General features: G+C 34.5%; 21 protein-coding genes. 15 read left to right on the forward strand and 6 right to left on the reverse strand.

Features of this window, described 5'->3' with window-relative positions; all coding sequences use genetic code 11:
• Nucleotides 1–56: 56 nt before the first annotated feature.
• A complete protein-coding gene (locus tag ACVWY7_RS22995) occupies nucleotides 57–152 on the reverse strand; it encodes a DUF3948 family protein (RefSeq protein ID WP_001179705.1) in 96 nt (31 codons plus the stop codon).
• A 211-nt stretch (nucleotides 153–363) separates the two neighbouring features.
• Here ACVWY7_RS22995 and ACVWY7_RS23000 point away from each other — a divergent pair, with 211 nt between their 5' ends.
• Entirely contained in the window at nucleotides 364–969 is a 606-nt protein-coding gene (locus ACVWY7_RS23000) for a lysophospholipid acyltransferase family protein (protein ID WP_000277772.1), read from the forward strand.
• Nucleotides 970–1,042: 73 nt separating this feature from the next.
• Here ACVWY7_RS23000 and ACVWY7_RS23005 read toward each other — a convergent pair whose 3' ends face one another.
• Nucleotides 1,043–1,138, reverse strand: a complete 96-nt coding sequence (locus ACVWY7_RS23005) for a DUF3948 family protein (protein WP_001060001.1) — start codon at nucleotides 1,136–1,138, stop codon at nucleotides 1,043–1,045.
• A 305-nt stretch (nucleotides 1,139–1,443) separates the two neighbouring features.
• Here ACVWY7_RS23005 and ACVWY7_RS23010 point away from each other — a divergent pair, with 305 nt between their 5' ends.
• The 5 genes from ACVWY7_RS23010 to ACVWY7_RS23030 all read left to right on the forward strand — a co-directional run bounded on the left by ACVWY7_RS23010 (nucleotide 1,444) and on the right by ACVWY7_RS23030 (nucleotide 5,855).
• On the forward strand, nucleotides 1,444–2,421 hold the full coding sequence (locus ACVWY7_RS23010; protein ID WP_001273913.1) for a LacI family DNA-binding transcriptional regulator: 978 nt from the start codon (nucleotides 1,444–1,446) through the stop codon (nucleotides 2,419–2,421).
• 148 nt (nucleotides 2,422–2,569) lie between these two features.
• A complete protein-coding gene (locus tag ACVWY7_RS23015; protein ID WP_456523992.1) occupies nucleotides 2,570–2,899 on the forward strand; it encodes a PH domain-containing protein in 330 nt (109 codons plus the stop codon).
• Between the two features lie 118 nt (nucleotides 2,900–3,017).
• Nucleotides 3,018–3,854, forward strand: coding sequence for a YitT family protein (locus ACVWY7_RS23020; protein ID WP_000248042.1), 837 nt, complete (start codon nucleotides 3,018–3,020; stop codon nucleotides 3,852–3,854).
• Nucleotides 3,855–3,991: 137 nt separating this feature from the next.
• Nucleotides 3,992–4,348: a YxeA family protein gene (locus ACVWY7_RS23025; RefSeq protein ID WP_000728434.1), complete on the forward strand. Its 357-nt coding sequence runs from the start codon at nucleotides 3,992–3,994 to the stop codon at nucleotides 4,346–4,348.
• Between the two features lie 742 nt (nucleotides 4,349–5,090).
• A complete protein-coding gene (locus ACVWY7_RS23030) occupies nucleotides 5,091–5,855 on the forward strand; it encodes a TatD family hydrolase (RefSeq protein ID WP_073526490.1) in 765 nt (254 codons plus the stop codon).
• Between the two features lie 140 nt (nucleotides 5,856–5,995).
• Here ACVWY7_RS23030 and ACVWY7_RS23035 read toward each other — a convergent pair whose 3' ends face one another.
• Nucleotides 5,996–7,645: a DUF2334 domain-containing protein gene (locus tag ACVWY7_RS23035; RefSeq protein WP_073526489.1), complete on the reverse strand. Its 1,650-nt coding sequence runs from the start codon at nucleotides 7,643–7,645 to the stop codon at nucleotides 5,996–5,998.
• Between the two features lie 250 nt (nucleotides 7,646–7,895).
• On the opposite strand from ACVWY7_RS23035, the gene ACVWY7_RS23040 reads away from it, so the two are divergent.
• Entirely contained in the window at nucleotides 7,896–8,429 is a 534-nt protein-coding gene (locus ACVWY7_RS23040; protein WP_000713259.1) for a transglycosylase SLT domain-containing protein, read from the forward strand.
• 10 nt (nucleotides 8,430–8,439) lie between these two features.
• Here ACVWY7_RS23040 and ACVWY7_RS23045 read toward each other — a convergent pair whose 3' ends face one another.
• Complete coding sequence (locus ACVWY7_RS23045; RefSeq protein WP_073526479.1) at nucleotides 8,440–9,228, reverse strand: DUF4931 domain-containing protein; 789 nt, start codon at nucleotides 9,226–9,228, stop codon at nucleotides 8,440–8,442.
• Nucleotides 9,229–9,362: 134 nt separating this feature from the next.
• Nucleotides 9,363–9,485, reverse strand: coding sequence for a hypothetical protein (locus ACVWY7_RS23050; protein WP_000709145.1), 123 nt, complete (start codon nucleotides 9,483–9,485; stop codon nucleotides 9,363–9,365).
• Between the two features lie 426 nt (nucleotides 9,486–9,911).
• On the opposite strand from ACVWY7_RS23050, the gene ACVWY7_RS23055 reads away from it, so the two are divergent.
• Nucleotides 9,912–10,046: an RAxF-45 family protein gene (locus ACVWY7_RS23055; RefSeq protein ID WP_033681904.1), complete on the forward strand. Its 135-nt coding sequence runs from the start codon at nucleotides 9,912–9,914 to the stop codon at nucleotides 10,044–10,046.
• Between the two features lie 124 nt (nucleotides 10,047–10,170).
• A complete protein-coding gene (gene abc-f / locus ACVWY7_RS23060) occupies nucleotides 10,171–12,051 on the forward strand; it encodes a ribosomal protection-like ABC-F family protein (protein WP_456523993.1) in 1,881 nt (626 codons plus the stop codon).
• Nucleotides 12,052–12,292: 241 nt separating this feature from the next.
• Here the strand turns inward: abc-f and ACVWY7_RS23065 are convergent, their stop codons facing one another.
• The gene (locus tag ACVWY7_RS23065; RefSeq protein ID WP_073526473.1) at nucleotides 12,293–12,490 is read right to left on the reverse strand and encodes a hypothetical protein; all 198 of its coding nucleotides are present in this window, start codon (nucleotides 12,488–12,490) and stop codon (nucleotides 12,293–12,295) included.
• Nucleotides 12,491–12,590: 100 nt separating this feature from the next.
• Between ACVWY7_RS23065 and ACVWY7_RS23070 the strand changes: the two genes are divergently transcribed.
• From ACVWY7_RS23070 to ACVWY7_RS23095, 6 genes are all read left to right on the forward strand, one after another.
• Nucleotides 12,591–12,716 carry a peptide ABC transporter substrate-binding protein gene (locus ACVWY7_RS23070; RefSeq protein ID WP_073526471.1) on the forward strand — a complete coding sequence of 42 codons (126 nt, stop codon included), beginning with the start codon at nucleotides 12,591–12,593 and terminating at the stop codon, nucleotides 12,714–12,716.
• Between the two features lie 232 nt (nucleotides 12,717–12,948).
• Entirely contained in the window at nucleotides 12,949–14,676 is a 1,728-nt protein-coding gene (locus ACVWY7_RS23075) for an ABC transporter substrate-binding protein (RefSeq protein ID WP_073526469.1), read from the forward strand.
• A 103-nt stretch (nucleotides 14,677–14,779) separates the two neighbouring features.
• Nucleotides 14,780–15,736 (forward strand): ABC transporter permease, encoded by a 957-nt coding sequence (locus tag ACVWY7_RS23080; protein WP_000860736.1) that lies wholly within the window; start codon nucleotides 14,780–14,782, stop codon nucleotides 15,734–15,736.
• Between the two features lie 13 nt (nucleotides 15,737–15,749).
• The gene (gene opp4C, locus ACVWY7_RS23085) at nucleotides 15,750–16,673 is read left to right on the forward strand and encodes an oligopeptide ABC transporter permease (RefSeq protein ID WP_000447987.1); all 924 of its coding nucleotides are present in this window, start codon (nucleotides 15,750–15,752) and stop codon (nucleotides 16,671–16,673) included.
• 10 nt (nucleotides 16,674–16,683) lie between these two features.
• A complete protein-coding gene (locus ACVWY7_RS23090; RefSeq protein ID WP_073526456.1) occupies nucleotides 16,684–17,664 on the forward strand; it encodes an ABC transporter ATP-binding protein in 981 nt (326 codons plus the stop codon).
• A complete protein-coding gene (locus ACVWY7_RS23095; RefSeq protein WP_073526454.1) occupies nucleotides 17,661–18,626 on the forward strand; it encodes an ABC transporter ATP-binding protein in 966 nt (321 codons plus the stop codon). Before ACVWY7_RS23090 ends, ACVWY7_RS23095 begins: the two co-directional genes overlap by 4 nt.
• Nucleotides 18,627–18,657 lie beyond the last annotated feature (31 nt).

The following is an 18,657-nucleotide window of genomic DNA, read 5'->3' on the forward strand; positions in this document are numbered from 1 at the left end:
ACGACCGGGCATAGACGGTCGTCTTTTTCTATATAAAGGGGAAAGGGGACACAAAGTTATACAAGCGTAGCAGCGTAAATCAAAGCAGTAAGAAGAAGGGAGCCGCTAGCTAATCCTAAAAGATCTAATTTGTTAAAAGTGATGTTTTGCATAATGAATTCTCCTTACTTGTTTCTTTCTGACTTAATTGTATGAAATATTGTAAGAAGTAACTATCGAATTAGCTTACAAAAAAATTACACTTTTGTAAGAATTGAAATGTAACAATTAATACTTAAATTTATTACCAACTCCTAAAACTTAGTGTTATAATTATTATAAGAATATGATTATACTTCGGATGTTCAGAAAGGAACGAAACAAATGTATAAACCAATTACATTTTTGTTGAAATATATATTTAAAACAGCTGGGAAAGTAGAAGTGCAAGGAAGAGAAAAGTTACCAGAAGGTGGCCCATATGTTGTTGCGTGTACACATACAAGTTTTATGGATGTATTAATGTTAGCTACAGGGATGTACCCGACGGAAATTCATTACATGGCCAAAAAAGAATTATTTGAAGGGAAATTCAAAAATTGGTTCTTTAAAAATGTAAATGCATTCCCTGTAGATCGTGCAAATCCAGGACCGAGTACACTTAAAATTCCATCACGCTTATTAAAAGAAGGAAAAGTGGTAGGGATTTTCCCGAGTGGAACGAGATCGACAGAAGACGTTTCGTTAAAAGCTGGTGCTGTGACAATTGCGATGCGTTCTAACGTTCCATTAATACCGGCAGCTTATATTGGTCCCTCAAGTGTAAAAGAATTAATAAAAGGAAAAAGAGCACAATTAATTTTTGGAGACCCAATTCAAATTGATGCTGAAGAACAAATAGATCGAAAAACAGCTATGAAAATGATGACAGATCAATTAAATGAGAAGTTTGAGGAGCTTAAGGAAGCTTTACAATCAAATCAAAAATAAGAAAAGACGACCGGGCATAGACGGTCGTCTTTTCTATTACTATTTATAATAAAGGGGAAAGGGGACACAAAAGTTATACAAGCGTAGTGGCGTAAATAAAAGCAGTAAGAAGAATCGAGCCACTAGCTAGTCCTAAAAAATCTAATTTGTTAAAAGTAATGTTATTCATCGCATATTCTCCTTACTTGTTTAATGTAGAAGCAACAGCTTTTGCATCGATAAGAGTGGAAAATATCATGCCCATTGTATTTAAAAAATTGTTTGATTTCATTTGGTCCATCATATAAATCCGCTCCTTTTCGAATAATTGTTGCCTTGTTTCTGACTTAATTGTATGAAAAATAGTGGAGAGTAACTATCGAATTAGCTTACAGGAAAATTACACTTTTGTAAGAAAAACGAATGAAGGTGTAATGATGAGAAGGTTTGACATATGTTCATGGAATTTATTAATTTAAAAGTAGAGGTGAGTGTATGGCTAATATTAAAGATATTGCAAAGATGGCGGGAGTTTCAGTTACGACTGTTTCGAGAGTGTTGAATGATCATCCGTATGTAAGTGAAGAAAAAAGGAAAGCGGTTATAGAGATAGTTGAGAAGTTGAATTACTCACAAAACGCAAATGCTGTTCATTTATCAAAAGGAAAGACGAATATTGTTGGTGTAATTCTCCCTTACATTAATCACCCGAGCTTCGATGCAATGGTAGGGGGAATGATGGAGGGAGCTTTAACTCATAACTACAGGGTGCTACTTTGCCAAACGAATTATAATAAAAAAGAAGAAATGAAAAGTTTACATATGTTAAAAACGAAACAATTGGATGGTCTTATTATTTGTTCACGTGCAAATGATTGGGAAATGATAGAACCGTATGCTTCTTACGGCACAATCATTGCTTGTGAAGATAATGATATTTCAAACATCTCAAGTGTATATACAAATCATTCGGCAGCTTTCCAGCTAGGAATGAATCACCTGATTGAAAAAGGTTATAAAAAAATTGGTTATTGTACGGGAAGAAAGCTAGGACCGAGTAGTCAAAAGCGTTTTGATGTATATAAACAGCAATTGCAATCTATAGATGAAGAAGTGAATGAAGAATGGATTTTCACAGAATGTTTTACATTAGAAGATGGTGTGAGAGTCGCTCATAAGTTAAAAGGTATGCAGAATCTCCCTGAAGCGTTAATAGTAGCAGGAGATGAAGTTGCGATTGGGGTTATGACGGAAGTTGGGAAATTGGGTATTCAAGTTCCTAAGGACTTAGCGATTATTGGTTTAGATAACCAACCTATTTCGCAAGTGTTGCAACTTACAACCATTGATCAAAATTTGAAGGAGATAGGGAAAACAGCTTTTGAAATGTTTTACCGGCATATAAGTGACAAGAGCTCTAAACAAGAAAAGGTGGAAATTCCATATGAACTTGTGGAGCGATCTACAGTGTAATTGTAATCCGTTATGTGTATAAGTACATAACGGATTATTTTTTTGAAATATCTTTGACAGGAAACGCGTTTCATACTTTATAAAGGACTTAAACCGGTTTGTAACAATCCATGGGTTCTTTTCGAGAATAGTATTTGGAGGGACATGCATGAATGAACTTTTATTAAGTATGAAAAAGTATTTAGAGAATGACGAAAATATTGTAGCCTTTGTGATAGGGATCTTTGAGAAGGATAATTTCACGTTATGTTATCAACATGGGATTTTTGTTGCCACTACTAGACGTCTCCTGTTTTACGGGAAATTTCCTTACTATCCTTCAACATTTAAAGAGTACTCATATTTGCATATAGATAGCATAGATTTCTGCCCGTATTTTGAACTTACTTGTAATCATGAAACGGTTAGAGCTAAGTGTATTCAGAGAGGGAATGTGGAGCGATTTGTACGTACAGTGAGAACAAATATGAATAATTAATCACCCCTTTGTTTAAACATAATATCTTGATTTTTAAGAGGTAAAATGCGGAATAAAAACAACTTCTAAACCTCTAGGAGATAGTGATACAATGTCAAATGGGGGGAGGGTATGAACTATGGTTAATCAACGTATAAAGGAAATAACACTAATTACAATTGGTTCATTATTATTCGCAATTGGTATTAATTACTTTGCAATTCCAAACCGTTTATCGGAAGGTGGAATTATTGGTTTAACGGTTGTTACGTACTATTTATTTGATTGGTCGCCGGGGATTGTGAACTTTGCTATAAATGCAATTTTACTAGCTATTGGTTATAAGTTTTTTGATAAAAAAACGATGGTTTATACAATTTTAGGGATTGTAGAAACATCCTTGTTTTTATATGTTACAGAGCATATTGAGTATCATGTAAATAGTGATACGCTATTAGCAGCTTTATTTGCAGGTTTGTTTGTAGGGATCGGATTAGGTTGTATGTTCAAAGCCGGAGGTACATCAGGGGGATCGGCAATTTTAGCACAGTTAGCAAATCAATATTTAGGTTGGAGCGTTGGTAAAGGCGTACTTATTATTGATATCGTTGTAATTGCTGGTTCTGTATTTATAATAGGGCAAGAAAAAGCGATGTACACACTTGTTGCAGTATTCATCGGAGCGAAGGTGATTGATTTCATTGTAGAAGGAATGGATACAAAAACGGCTGTTACAATTATTTCAAATCAACCAGACTTAATACGTGAAGCTATTACGAAAAACATGACACGCGGTGTTACTGTATTAGAAGGACGCGGCGGATATACTGGTAAAAATAAAGAAGTTTTATATGTTGTTATTAATAAACAAGAGCTTGTTAAGTTAAAGCAAGTTATTAGCCGAGTAGATGAAGATGCTTTCGTCGTTATCCACGATGTACGTGATGTACTTGGCGGTGGCTTTAAAGCGAGCTAAAAGGTGAACGAATAAATTCGTTCACCTTTTTTATTCTTACAAAAATGTAAGTGTAATGTAATGAGATTCAATAGTAGATTTTATTCCTTCTTTTTAAAATGGATGTATATATATCCTGCAGAGGAGGAATGTTTATTATGAAGAAAAAAATGATCACTACTATAATAGCAATGCTAGTGATAGTAGTAATGTTACTGCCTACAAAACTTGGCCCAGTTATCGATAAATATAATCCGTTTTATAAGACGAAAGAATACTATACGGTTGTGAATACAATTGGTCAGCATGTTGGTGATGAGTGGTATGAATATGAATTTATTGCGTTTGATGAACGTGGGAAAGAACAAAAAATAAAGAAGACTGTTAAGCATATGTTAAAGAGAGATGAAATGTTAAAGGTGTACGCGAAGGGACGCTACGGCGAGTCGATTGAAGAAATTGAAGCTGTAAATATTCCTATTAATGCGAAGAGTAAACTTTTATCGATGAGATAGTGAAATATACCCCTACCTATTTTTTGTCGAAAATGAAAATACTAGGTAGGGGTATTTTTAAGGGTCGTAAAAAAGCCTTAGTCCATAGGGACTAAGGCTTTTTTTATTATATAAAGGGGAAGGGGGTACATTGTAGTAGCATGAGTGAGAGATATAAGAAGAGTAGCTACTAGCAATGTAATTTGGTTATGTGAATGTTCTTCTTATTTGGCTTACTTGCTAACTTTATTTTACGAGATGTAGGTGAGGGAAACTATCGAATTACATTACACATAGCTTACAAACATGTAAGTCTTCTGTAATGTAATTCGATGGTTAAAAGATAGTGAATTTCATATAGTGTAATTAGAAAGTCTCACTGTATTACTTTCTGTTTGTAATATGAATGAAGAATGAAAAACCAACTACTTTTTAATAGCCCTCATCTGTATGATGGGGCTCTTTTTATAAACCTTACAACATTGTAAGGTTTACGTAAGTTAATTCGATAGTAAATTTGTCATATTTTTTGCATAATAAGTACAAATAGATAAAAATAATTAGGGATATAGTAAGAAGGGAGAAGAATGGGATGCGTAAAGAAGAAGTAGTGAAGTTTCCAATTAAAGATTTCTGTAGCTACTTTACTGTTGCCGTAGTATGTATTGGATTATTTGATATCATAACAAACTTAATTGTTAAATAATATAGATGACAAAACAAGAAGGGAGATCCTTTCTTGTTTTTTTATGGGGGAATAAAGATGAAATGGATTGATAGTCATATACATGTCGACCAATATAAGGATGAAGAGAAAAGTAGATTACTGAAAGATGTGGAAAATAGTAAAGAGATACAGGGGCTTATTGCGGTATCTATGAATTATCAATCAAGTAAAGAAATCTTATCTTTAGCAAAACGATATTCCTTTGTACATCCAGCAGTAGGTTTTCATCCGGAGCAACCGATTCATAAAGAAGAATGTGAGAAAATTTATAAATTAATTGAGGATCATGTAGAGGATATAGTAGCGATTGGTGAAGTAGGATTACCGTATTACTTAAGAAAAGAAGATGAGCATATTGCTATCACTTCGTATATATCAGTGCTACAACGGTTTGTTGAACTAGCTAGTAAATATGATTTACCAATTGTATTACACGCAGTGTATGAAGATGCTGACATTGTATGTGATTTACTTGAAGAATATAAAGTTTCGCGTGCACACTTTCATTGGTTTAAAGGAAGTGAAACAACAATGGAACGGATGATGAGGAACGGTTATTATATTTCTATTACACCGGATGTTTTGCATAAGGAGAAGATTAGAAAAATTGTTTCGTATTATCCTCTTGAATATATAATGGTAGAAACAGATGGACCGTGGGAATTTCAAGAGGGTGTTATGACACATCCGAGAATGATTCAAGAGGTATTAAAGGAAATTAGTGTTATAAAAAACGTAGCTGTTGATAAGGTTGCAGAAACGATATATGAAAATACGATTCAATTTTATTTGAAAGGATAGAAGTGTTATTTTAGCCCTTCTTATTATAGAGAAATAGAAGTTGAATTTATTTATGAACATAATCAATGGGTTATTAATAATATGCCACGTTTTGGTTTAAGTTAAAAAAACCACCAAGCATTTTGCTTGGTGGTTTTGTATTAGGATTCTAATTTTTTTGCACGTCTTAATAATAAGAGAAAGACAATAACGAGGAAACCGAGTATAAGGAAGAATCCATATTGTTTTATATAATCCATTACGTCACTTGCGCTTGTTGGTTTTTCAACGTGAATACCGTCTTTATTAGTAGTGATATGAATATCTTTCATTTTCACTTCATTTGTTTCCTTTTGTAAATCAATCCATTCTATATTTGGAATACTTTCTAGATCCTTTAGTACTTCTTTTAATGGTTTTACACCTAAGTAAGGATGATAGAATGCACCAATAACTCCATCGGATAATTTGGCAACAGATACAGCATTTGCTTTCATTTTAGCAATAGCGTGTGGTTTATCTTCTTCGATAAATCCAACTGTTTCAGGCATTAATTTCATGCCATGTAAAAATGATGGTGTACTTCTGTATGCCGGAGAGTGCATGGATTTCCAAGTTGTATCACTTAACTGTAGTTGTCCCACATAAGTTGAAAAGTACCTTGATAATATTTCATATCCTTTTTGAGACATCGTGTAATGAGGTGCTTCGAATGCGACAGGATATAGTTTGGCATCTACAAGTTCTTGAATGCCTTTTTCAATATGATCAGTCGTATATTTTTCTTCAAATTTTTCCCCTTTTTTTACGTATGTATTATATGCCTCTATATTAGGGAAATCATCTTTTGTTTTTGGTTTTTCATGCTTCGGTTGACGAATTGGTTGGTCTGTTTTTACGTCCCAAAATTCAAAACCCTCACCAGTTTCACTATCATAAAATTGGTGAGTATAACCATGCATAATAATTGCTGCACCATCATCTTGCATAGAGCGTAAAAGATCGACTAGTTCGGGTTTATCTTTTAAATGTAGTGTTTTACCTGTTTCTGGATCCGTATATACAGGAATAACAGTGATCATGTATGGCATCTTTTTCTCTTTTAATAATTCAGCAATTTCTTTTAATTGATTTATATCTGCGGCTGGATGAACGTCTTCAAGACGTAAATAAGCTTCCACTTTATTTTTCGTTGGCTTTTGTTCAAAGTAAGAAAATAGGCTTTCGCCAATATAATAAGATATCCAATCAAAGAGGTTAGAAGTTGCAACATAATAAGAATTATTTTGTTGTACAATTAATGGATAAGTAGTATTTCCTTTTAAAGCATTGGCAAGAATTGTTCCATTTGTATCAAGGTTTTTAATGGATCGTTCGTCCTCTAATGTATTCTTTAGTTTACGTGTTGGATATTCAATTGTATCAGAGTTTATATCTTCATTTTTAAGTGTGATAAATGAAAAACGTTTGGATAATTGTTCTATATTTTGACCTAAAACGAGTAGTGGTCCTGAGAAATTTTCTAGAAATTCTTTTGTTTCAGTGGGAAGTTCTTCTTGTTTTTCACCTATGTAAATAACATGTGTATATGAAGATTTATCAGTTATTTCAGCTAACTGTTTTATACTTTTTATTGTTATGTTATTAGTAAAATGTCCTACTTGTGTATTAAGTATTTGGGTATCACTTGTAATTTGATCATCGCTCGAACTGTATAAAATAAGGACTTTTGGATTTTCGTTTTTTTGTGCGGAAATAGGGACAGGAATTAATAGTAGTAAACTAAATAAGAGTAGCAACCATTTTTTCATATTATTATTCTCCTAGTTTATATTTAGAATTCAGTTTACAATTATATACAAAAAATGCGTTTCAGTCTATGAAAGTTACATTTTTGCACGTATTTACCAGCTGTTTTTTCACAAAATCGGTCTAAAGCATGATGATAATATGTATAGTTATTTGCTATGATAAAAGGGTAAGAGAATGATAGAGTGTGGGTAATTGTAAGGGAAGAAGGCTGAAAGGGGACAAATTTCAGCGGAGAAAGAGGTAGAGGTAGTGAAGAAATTCTTTGTAGGATTTTTAGTTGTTCTTGGGGTGTACTTATATTTCCAAGGAAAGTCTGAAGGAATGGGCAAATTAGTAAATGAGACAAGCTATGTTGACTCAGAAGAAGCAAAACAGATGAAACAAATTATTATAGAGGAAGCAAAGAAAGTCAATCTTCCAGAATGGATACCTCTTACAATTGCCGAACATGAAAGCCGGTTAAATCCAAGAAGTGTTGGAGATAACGGAACTTCATTCGGATTGTTTCAATTGCATCGCGGTGGTGGACTTGCGCCGGATCATTTAACAGATGATGAGCTAAAAGATCCACGTACAAATGCGCAAATTGCAATGCCGCATTTAATGAAAGGATATAAGCGCGGGGTGCAAAAAGGTTTGACGGATTTTGCATTACTAAAATATATAGCAAATACATCTGGATGGCCAGGGAATTTAGGGCCAGAGTGGACGGATAATAATATGAAGTATAACATCGGATTAGAAGATGTGTACTATCGAAATAAAGGTGTAATTAAAGAGTAGGTTTTGATACCTACTCTATTTTTTGTGGATCATCATGTCGTTTTGTGAAATACTCCGCTAGCTGTATTTTTACGTCTTCTAGTTTTGTGGAAACTTGCGGTATTTTATATCCTACATATAACGGTGAAACGACAAACCTAGGAACAACTTTACAAATGATCTTTCCGCTTACGTGATAGAAAAATAAGTTATAACTACTACATCCTTTATGAAAATCTGTCAGTATGTAACGTACAGTTTGCTGAATATAATTTGCCAGTTCATCGATGAATTCAACATCTTCAATGATGATATTAAATTCAGTAAAACCGATAATAGGGCGATCTGAAATATTGAGTTCAATGCGTGCGTTTTTTTGTACAATGACTCCTTGGAAGTTGTCCTGTTCTACGTTATCGAGGTAGTTTACATATTTCATTCCAATAATCTGCATGTGTGCATGATGCAAACTTCCACCTGAGAAGGAACCATGATTTTTGTATAAAATCACAGATTTGAATTCTTCATTCTTCTGTAAGTCTAACCAATGTTTAATGGAGAAACGGATTAGCGATCTCATATGTTCTTCTGTATATGTCGCAATATGGTCCTCACAATTATCTGTTTCGATTAGCACTGTTTGAAATGTATCTTTTAATGTAGGAAATTTGTTTTTTAGCCAAATAATTGAGCCTTCAGTTGCTAAAATATCCGTTAAATTTTCTCTGTCACAAAAAGGACAGGCAGCGCTTCTATTCCGAATGCTTTCTGGCTTTTGTTTGCCAATATCGTTTAAAAAGTATAGTTGTTGTGTATCCATTTGTATGTATGCCCCTTTAAAATATGTGTAAAAATCCCGCTTAATACATTCGGGAAAAGGAGAAGAAAATCCTTTAAAGGGAATAGGAAAAATAAAAGACAAGATATCCTCATTACAACAGGGTACCTTGTCTTTTATTTTTTCTTTAATAATGTGTATGGATAATATAAATCGTTTTTATTATGCTTCTTTTTTCTATTCTTTATTGTGTATAAGGCAATTGCTGTACTTGCGATGACAATAATGGCTTTCTTCATATTCGTTTACCCCTTTTTTATTGTTGGTTTAATTCTTGGCTAACTGCTTTTGCATCAACTAGAGCGTGTAAAATCATTTTCACCATGTTCATCATATTCTTTCACCCCTTTTTATAGTTCATTTAGTTCTTTTACAACTGCTTGTCCGTTCACTAATACCTCAAAGATTGCTTTTACGATTTCTTTCATCATGATTGTTTCCTCCTTTTGTTGTCTCTCTTGTTTACATCTTTATTGTATAGGGAGGCATCTTTTCGTACTATCGCTTTCCATTACGTGAACATAACAGTTTTGTAAGATTTGATGTCACTTATTGAAATGTTTAGTCTATCTTCATTATTTTCAGAAAAATGACTATTCAAACATGAAATGGGAAAGTATAATAAAGAAGTAAGTATTAAATTCCGTACGAAAGAGGTGAATGAGATGAAACGTTCTTTAGCTGCACGTACCAAATTTTTAGATTTTATCTATTTTTGTCGTGCGATTTTTCATGATGTAGTTGTTAACGGGATACGTCTGTCCTTTTTTAACAATTGCATAGTAGCTATTGAACGATAGAAATCTCTTCACCCATTTTTAATAAACGTGTGAAAAGGGAGCTATTTAGCTTCCTTTTTCTATGCCGAAAACCATGGGGAATGTTTCTTTCCCATGGTTTTTTATATTGAAAGGAGTACGGAAAATGACAATTTGTAGTGTAAATAATGTAACGAAATCTTTTGGTGGAAATATCATATTTGAAAATATATCGCTTGAAATAAAGAGTGGTGAACGTGTTGGGTTAGTTGGTCGTAACGGTAGCGGGAAGACAACAATCTTTCAGCTTCTAACTGGAATGGAAAGTTTGGATGCAGGGGCCATTCATATGAAGAAAGGTACACGTATTGGTCATGTGGCACAAATTCCGAAATTTGATGAGAGTATGACTGTATATGAAGTATTGAGTTCCGCTTTTAAAATAGAAAAAGAATTAGAAAGAGAAATACGTACTTTAGAAAAACATATGGCGGAAGAACAGGAATCTTCTGTTTTACAAAAATTAATGGAGAGATACGGAGTAATCCAAGAAAAGTTTGCGTTCCTTGGTGGTTATGAAATCGAAGCGAATATTATGAAGGTAGCAAATGGTCTACAGGTGATAGAACTATTCCCTCGGTCATTTTTAGAGCTAAGTGGTGGGGAACAAACAAAGGTAAGTCTTGCATACATGCTATTGCAGAAACCAGATTTACTTTTATTAGATGAACCAACCAATCATTTAGATTTATTTGCCGTAGAATGGTTAGAGCAATTTTTAAAAGAATATAACGGAACGGTTATGGTTATTTCACATGACCGCTATTTCCTTGATGAGGTTGTAACGAAGATTTTTGATTTAGAAGATGGAGAGATTCACGTGTATCATACAAACTATTCTCGGTTTGTTGAAGAGAAGGAAGAAAGGTTGCTTCAGGAGTTTCAGGCTTATCAAGAACAGCAAAAGAAAATAAAGAAAATGAAAGAAGCAATTAAGCGACTACGTGAATGGGCAAATCAGGCGAATCCTCCGAATGAAGGATTGCATAAGAGAGCGAGAAGTATGGAACGTGCACTCGAACGTATGGAAAAACTAAAGAAACCTATTTTAGAGCGAAAACAAATGGGACTTCAGTTTGAAGGGCAAGAGAGAAGTGGGAAAGATGTTGTTGTAATGAAAGAAGTGAGTAAAGGGTTTGCTGACCACCCCTTATTTAACGAAGTGAATTTACATGTTCGTTTTCAAGAGCGCGCGGCCATCGTTGGTCGTAATGGTACAGGAAAGACAACGCTACTAAAATTATTATTAGAAGAAATAGAACCAGACGCGGGAGAAATTCGAATTGGTAGTAGTGTGAAAATCGGTTATTTATCACAGCATGCGTACGGGAATAGGAAGAGTAATGTATTAGAGGCTTTTAGAGAATATATAGCTGTAACAGAGGGAAAAGCGAGACATATATTAGCTAAGTTTTTATTTTATGGTCCAGCGGTGTTTAAGAAAGTAACGCAACTGAGTGGTGGAGAAAAAATGAGGTTAAGACTTGCGCAACTTATGTATCAAGATATCAATTTTTTAATTTTAGATGAGCCGACAAACCATCTCGACATTGAATCAAGGGAAGTTTTAGAGGAAGCTCTTGAACAATATAATGGGACGATTTTAGCTGTTTCACATGATCGTTATTTTTTAAATAAGTTATTTGAAAAGACGTATTGGATTGATGAGCGTAAATTATTTGAGTTTGCAGGGAACTATGCATGGGCGCGTCAAAAGTGGGAGGAAAAGCTGGGGACGCAAGTAATAAAGCAGCAACGCCAAGGAAGAAAAAGTATTGAAACAGCCCCTGTAAAAAAGAAAGAAGCTAGGAATATTGAGGAGATTGAAACCGAGTTAATGCATGTAGAAGAAGATATATATACGCTTGAGTGTAAGATGGAACATGTAGTTGATATTGAAATGCTTGAACAATTGTATGAAGAAAAAACGAAGAAAGAGTTGTTACGAGCGGAGTTATATAATGAGTTAGAGAATATTGTGGAGTGAAAAATGAAAAGCGAATTCTTTCAGTTTTACTGAAGGATTCGCTTTTTTATACTGCTATTTTGCTTTAAGAGATAAATAAAGTTGTGTTTCACGTGAAACAGTAAATTTGATAAATCTTTGTTTCGTAACTTGCATAAATTGTGAAACATAGATGGTATTAGGAGCTTTTTAGACGATTAATTATTTCCCGAGACATAAGTATGTGTAACGGCAACGCATGATTGAAAACAAAAAAACAGAGTTACAGCTTTACACGCTGAACTCTGTTTTCTTTTTGTGTGGTATCTTCCCTTGTTGAAATGATAATAGCGACCCCGAGCATAATAAAAAAAGTTAAAAAGAGGACGAACTTTGGGAAGAATGGGAATAGTAATAGCGCCCCGACTATCATAATTGTTAATAATACATAGTGCAGGACGTATTGGAATAGGTTGTCCATGTTTTCGCCCCCTTTTTGGTAATTGGTTATTAGTATTCTATGTTTCATATTGAACGAATAGAAGTGAATTTTTAAGTTTTTTTATACGAATTAAAAGAGAATGATTGACATGTTTAATAGTAAGGTTGTGTCTGCACATCATGCGCGCATTCAAGGATTACAAGAAGATAACTATAACGGTATCTTGTTAAGTTTACCTAAATTAAAGATAGAACAAAAACTTTGAAAAAATTCTCAAAATTTTTATTTAGAAAGAATTGACAAAATATAACCTACGATATAAGCTAATAACCATAAAGTCTACCGGAAAGGTCGGAATAGGATTGTTACCCCTCAAAAACATCTATTTTTTTACGATTAAAACCGACTTTTCCGATTGGCTATAAACATGCTGTGGGAGGCATACATAAGGTAATAAGTTCACAGGGTATAACTATTAAAAAGTTAGGGTGGGGACAATGAAAAAAAAGACAAAAAAATGGGCTGGTGTATTTTCGGTATTACTGAGTAGTTCGCTTGTGTTATCTGCTTGTGGGGAACAGGAAGATACGGCTTCTACAGAACCGGTTAAACAACAAGATTTAAAAAATATAAAAATTGAAAAGATCGCTGCGACAGATAAAACGAAAGTGCCAGATAAAGCGAAGAATAGAAAAGATACGTTAGTAGTTGGGATTAACAAACCAGGCGGCGTATTTTTACCATATTTCCAACAAAATGGTTGGGATGGAAACGTAACTTCAGTTATTTTTGCATCTCTTATATCAACCGATAAACAGGGGAAACCAATTCCAGAATTAGCTGAGAAGTGGGACGTTTCTTCTGATCAATTAACATATACATTCCATTTACGTAAAGATTTGAAATTTAGCGATGGCTCGCCATTAACAGCGGATGATGTAGCGTTCACATTGACACTTTTACATGATAAGGCATATGAAGGCGAAGTGGACATCTCTCAATATGCAGTTAAAGGTGGTAAAGAATATAAAGAAGGAAAAGCAACTTCAATTGAAGGTATTCAAGTTGTCGATCCACAAACAATAAAAATTACGACTGAAAAGGTTAATTCACAAGCTATATTTGTTTTTGGTAGCACAGTACTATCAAAAGCTTATTACGGAAAAGATTACAAACAAAATACAAGTTTAGATTACTTAAAAGATTTATATGGCAAACCACTAGCTGCGGGTCCATATAAATTTGAAAAGTATATTCCAGGTCAAGAAGTTCGTTTTGTAGCAAATGAAAATTACTATGCGGGTAAACCAAAAATTCAAAACTTCATTTATAAAATTACTTCTGGCGATACGAAGCTTCAGTTATTCCAAACAGGTGAGGTTGACCACACTGGCTTAGGTACTGGTGACGAAGTTCTTGAACAGGCTAAGGCTTTAGAATTCGCAAATATCCAAATCGAAACAGCACCGTCATTTAGTTATGTTTATATGAATCATAATAAGCCGTACTTAAAGGATAAAAAGGTTCGCCAAGCACTTATCTACGGATTAGATCGTAAAAAATATGTTGATACAGCATACAAAGGATACGGTACGGTAGCGAATGTACCAATTCATCCGACTTCTTGGGCTTACACAGAAGAAGGCGTTAATAAATATGAGTATGACAAAGAAAAAGCGAAAAAGTTACTAGATGAAGCAGGGTGGAAAGTTGGATCGGATGGAATCCGGGAAAAAGATGGTCAAAAATTAAAACTTTCTTATTTCGGTCCAAGTTCGGCTAAAGATAGTGACTTATTAATTCCAATTGCGAAAGAGAATTATAAAGAGATAGGTGTAGAATTTAACCCTGAATTCATGGACTTTAATACAATGCTTTCAAAAGTTAACAAAGGTGATTATGATTTGGCTTCTGTTTCGACACCAATTACAAGTGACCCGAGTGAAACAGCTGGTGAATATTTATCTAGTGCCAATGAGAAGAGTCTTGGTTATAAAAATTCAAAAGTAGATGAGTTAATTCAAAAAGGTATTGAAACGGTAGATATTGAAAAACGTAAACCAATCTATAAAGAACTTTATAAAGAGTTAAGTGATGATCCGCCAGTAATTCTATTAAATTATCGTAGAACAATTACTGGTTATAACGGGAATATAAAAGGAATTGATCCTGAAAAATACAATAGTATTAGTGCAAATTTACCAGTATTATCATTTGAAAAATAACGAGAAGAATGTATAAGTAGAAGACATTTTTTCATTCGGTTAGAAATGTGCCGATTTGAAAAAATGTTCTTCTATTTTAAGCATTAGATTGGAGAGAAAAAGGGTGAAAACATATATTGTTCGTAGGTTGCTACAAATGATTCCTACACTGTTTGGAACATCAATTATTATCTTCTTCCTGTTCGCACTTCTTCCGGGTGATTATATTGATTCAAATCCAAAGATTACACCGGAAAGAGCAGCTGAGCTTAGGGAATTGTATGGATTGAACAAACCAATTGTCGAGCGCTATTTTCATTGGTTAGGTAATGCATTGCAAGGAGACTTTGGCTTTTCGCTGCAATATCAAGAACCTGTAACATCACTATTAAATAAGTTTATTTGGAACTCGTTTAGTGTAGCGATTATTGCATTATTTTTTATTTGGTTAATTGCACTTATTATCGGCGTATTATCGGCGACGAAGCAACATTCTTTATTCGATAAACTTGTAACGATTGGTGTCTTTGCAGCAATGTCATTCCCTTCATTCTTTATTGGTCTATTTCTAATTAAGGTGTTTGCAGTTGACCTTAAGTTATTGCCGATCGGTGGAATGATTGATGTTGGTAGTAATTCAAAAGGGTTTGCTTATGTAATAGAGGTAGCAAAGCATATGGTCTTACCAGTATTTATTTTGACCCTTCTTGGTGTGGGTTCATTAACGCGCTACTTTAGAACGAGTATGTTAGAGGTTGTAAGACAAGATTACATACGGACGGCACGAGCAAAAGGTTTAAAAGAGAAGACTGTTATTTATAAACATGCATTAAAAAATGCTATTTTACCGGCGATTACTTTATTGGCATTTGAATTACCAGGTTTATTTTCAGGAGCAATTATTATTGAACAAATTTTTAATTGGCCAGGTATCGGTAACATTCAGTTAGAGGCACTTAATTTTCGTGATTATACAGTATTAATGGCATTTACGATGTTTCTTTCTTGTTTAACAATTGTTTCAAACTTTTTTGCAGACATTGTATATGCAGTTGTTGATCCACGTATTCGGTTGAAGTAAGGAGGGGAATGGGATGGAAACTATTACAGTGATTACAGAAAAAAAGGAGAAAAAGAGAAGAAAAAATGAATCATCACCGTGGCGACAAGCTCTTAAAAAGATAAAGAAAAATAAGATGGCACTAGTAGGATTGTATGCATTAATTTTTATGTTTTTATTTTGTTTTATAGGACCATTTTTCTCGCCATATGCATCAGGAAAAATACAAGTTACATTAATTAATAAACCACCTAGTTTTTCGCATTGGCTCGGTACAGATCAGTTGGGAAGAGATATTTTAACGAGGCTTATGCAAGCAGGACGAATCTCATTAACGATTGGCCTAGCTTCTATGGTTTTATCAGTGATATTAGGAGCTGTATTAGGGGCTATTGCAGGATTTTATCGCGGCATCGTTGATAATATTATTATGCGTCTTGCCGATATTTTAATGTCGATGCCAGGATTACCGTTACTTATTATAATGGGAGCGATTTTATCAGAGTGGAAAGTACCATCTGATTATCGTCTATATGTCATTATGATTATTTTAAGTTTAGTAGGTTGGCCGGGGCTTGCGCGTCTTGTAAGAGGTCAAATTTTATCACTTAGAGAGCAAGCGTTTATGCAAGCTGCTGATGTGTTAGGGATAAAAGATTACCGAAAAATTATATATCACTTAATTCCTAATGTTTTACCAATATTAATTGTTGTATCCACATTAGGCGTTGCAGGTTCTATTTTAGGAGAGTCCGCACTAAGCTACTTAGGTCTCGGCGTTGTCCCACCTACACCATCATGGGGGAATATGATTAGTGCAGCGAACTCATTACTTGATTTCCAAAAGCGCCCATGGTTATGGATTCCGCCTGGTTTTGCAATCTTTATAACAGTTGTATCCATTAATTTACTTGGTGATGCACTTCGTGATGCGTTAGATCCAAAGATGAGACGGTAGGTGAGGGAATATGAGTAAAGTGGTAGTAGAGCTGAAAGATTTACAAACACACTTTCAGACAGAAGAAGGAACAGTAAAAGCTGTAAATCATGTTAGTTTTGCTGTTCGAGAAGGTGAAACGGTTTGTGTTGTAGGTGAATCGGGTTGCGGGAAAAGTGTAACGGCTTTATCTATTATGGGACTTATTGCTGAATCAGGCAGTGTAGTAGGTGGAGACATTTTATATGGAGGAAAAAGTCTTTTAGGAATGAAAGAGAAAGAACTTCGTAGTTTACGAGGGAATGATATTGCGATGATTTTCCAAGAACCGATGACATCACTAAATCCAGTCTTTACTGTAGGGGAACAAATTGTAGAGACGTTAAGGGAACATGAATTACTTAGTAAAAATGAAGCATATAAGAAGGCAATTGAGTTAATTCGTAAAGTCGGTATAGCCCGCGCGGATGAAATCGTCCATTCTTATCCACACGAACTGAGCGGTGGTATGTTACAACGTATTATGATTGCTGTTGCACTTAGTTGTAATCCTAAGTTATTAATTGCTGATGAACCGACAACGGCTCTTGATGTTACGATTCAAGCTCAAATATTAGATTTATTAAGGCAAATAAAAAAGGAATTTAAAACATCCATTTTATTAATTACACATGATTTAGGCGTTGTAGCAGAAATGGCTGATTACGTTGTCGTTATGTATGGCGGGAAAGTTATTGAAGAAGCACCGGTACTAGAGATATTTCAAAATCCGAAACACCCATATACGAAAGGATTGTTGAAATCAAAACCAGTGATGGGAAAACGAATAGATAAACTATATTCTATTCCAGGGCAAGTTCCTAATTTAGTTGGTTTGGATGAGTTTTGCTACTTTAGCGGTCGTTGTGAGCATTGTATGGAAATATGTAAAGAAGAAGCACCAAATTTGAATGTACATGATGAGAATCATAAAGTAGCTTGCTGGTTATATGAGGAGCGTGCGGAACAATGAGTGAACCATTATTAGAAGTAAAAAACTTAAAAACATATTTTCCGATTAAAGGCGGCATATTTAGTAGAACGGTTGGACATGTAAAAGCAGTTGATGGAGTAAGTTTTACTATTAAGAAAGGCGAAGTATTCGGTCTCGTTGGTGAATCAGGAAGCGGAAAAACGACGATAGGAAAAACAATTTTACGTCTCGTCCAAAAAACGGAGGGTAAAGTGAAGTTTAAAGGGCAAGATGTTCACTCTTTATCTAAGGAAGAATTAAGAAAACATCGTCCTAATATGCAGCTTGTGTTTCAAGATCCATTTAGCTCATTAAATCCAAGAATGAGAATTGGGGAAGCGCTTGGTGAACCGATGTTAGCTCACGGAATAGCGAAGAAAGAAAATGTTCGTGAAAAAGTGACAGAAGTATTAGAGTTATGTGGCTTAGCCCCATATCATATTGATCGGTACCCTCATGAATTTTCGGGTGGACAACGTCAACGTATCGTTATCGCAAGAGCTATGGTATTAAATCCAGAATTTATTGTAGCTGACGAACCTGTGGCAGCATTAGATGTATCTATTCAAGCACAGATCATTAATTTATTTAGTGAGCTACAGGAGAAAAAGGGACTATCTTATTTGTTCATTTCGCATGATTTAAGCGTAGTAGAGCATTTATGTACGAAGATTGGAATTATGTATTTAGGTACGATTGTGGAAACAGCGCCGCGTGATGAGTTATTTACCAATCCGCTACATCCTTATACGAAAGCATTGTTATCAGCTGTTCCAATACCAGATCCGACAGTGAAGCGAGAGCGAATTATACTAGAAGGGGATATTCCAAGTCCAGCAAATCCACCTTCGGGCTGTCGTTTTCATACACGTTGCCCATTCGCAACAGATGTTTGTAAAAAAACAGTACCAGAATTCCGTAATGTTGGTGCAGAGCATTTTGTTGCTTGTCATCATGTATAAAAGAGAAGGACCCTTTCAGAAATTGAAAGAG

It is taken from the genome of Bacillus sp. TE9106W (assembly GCF_054062215.1).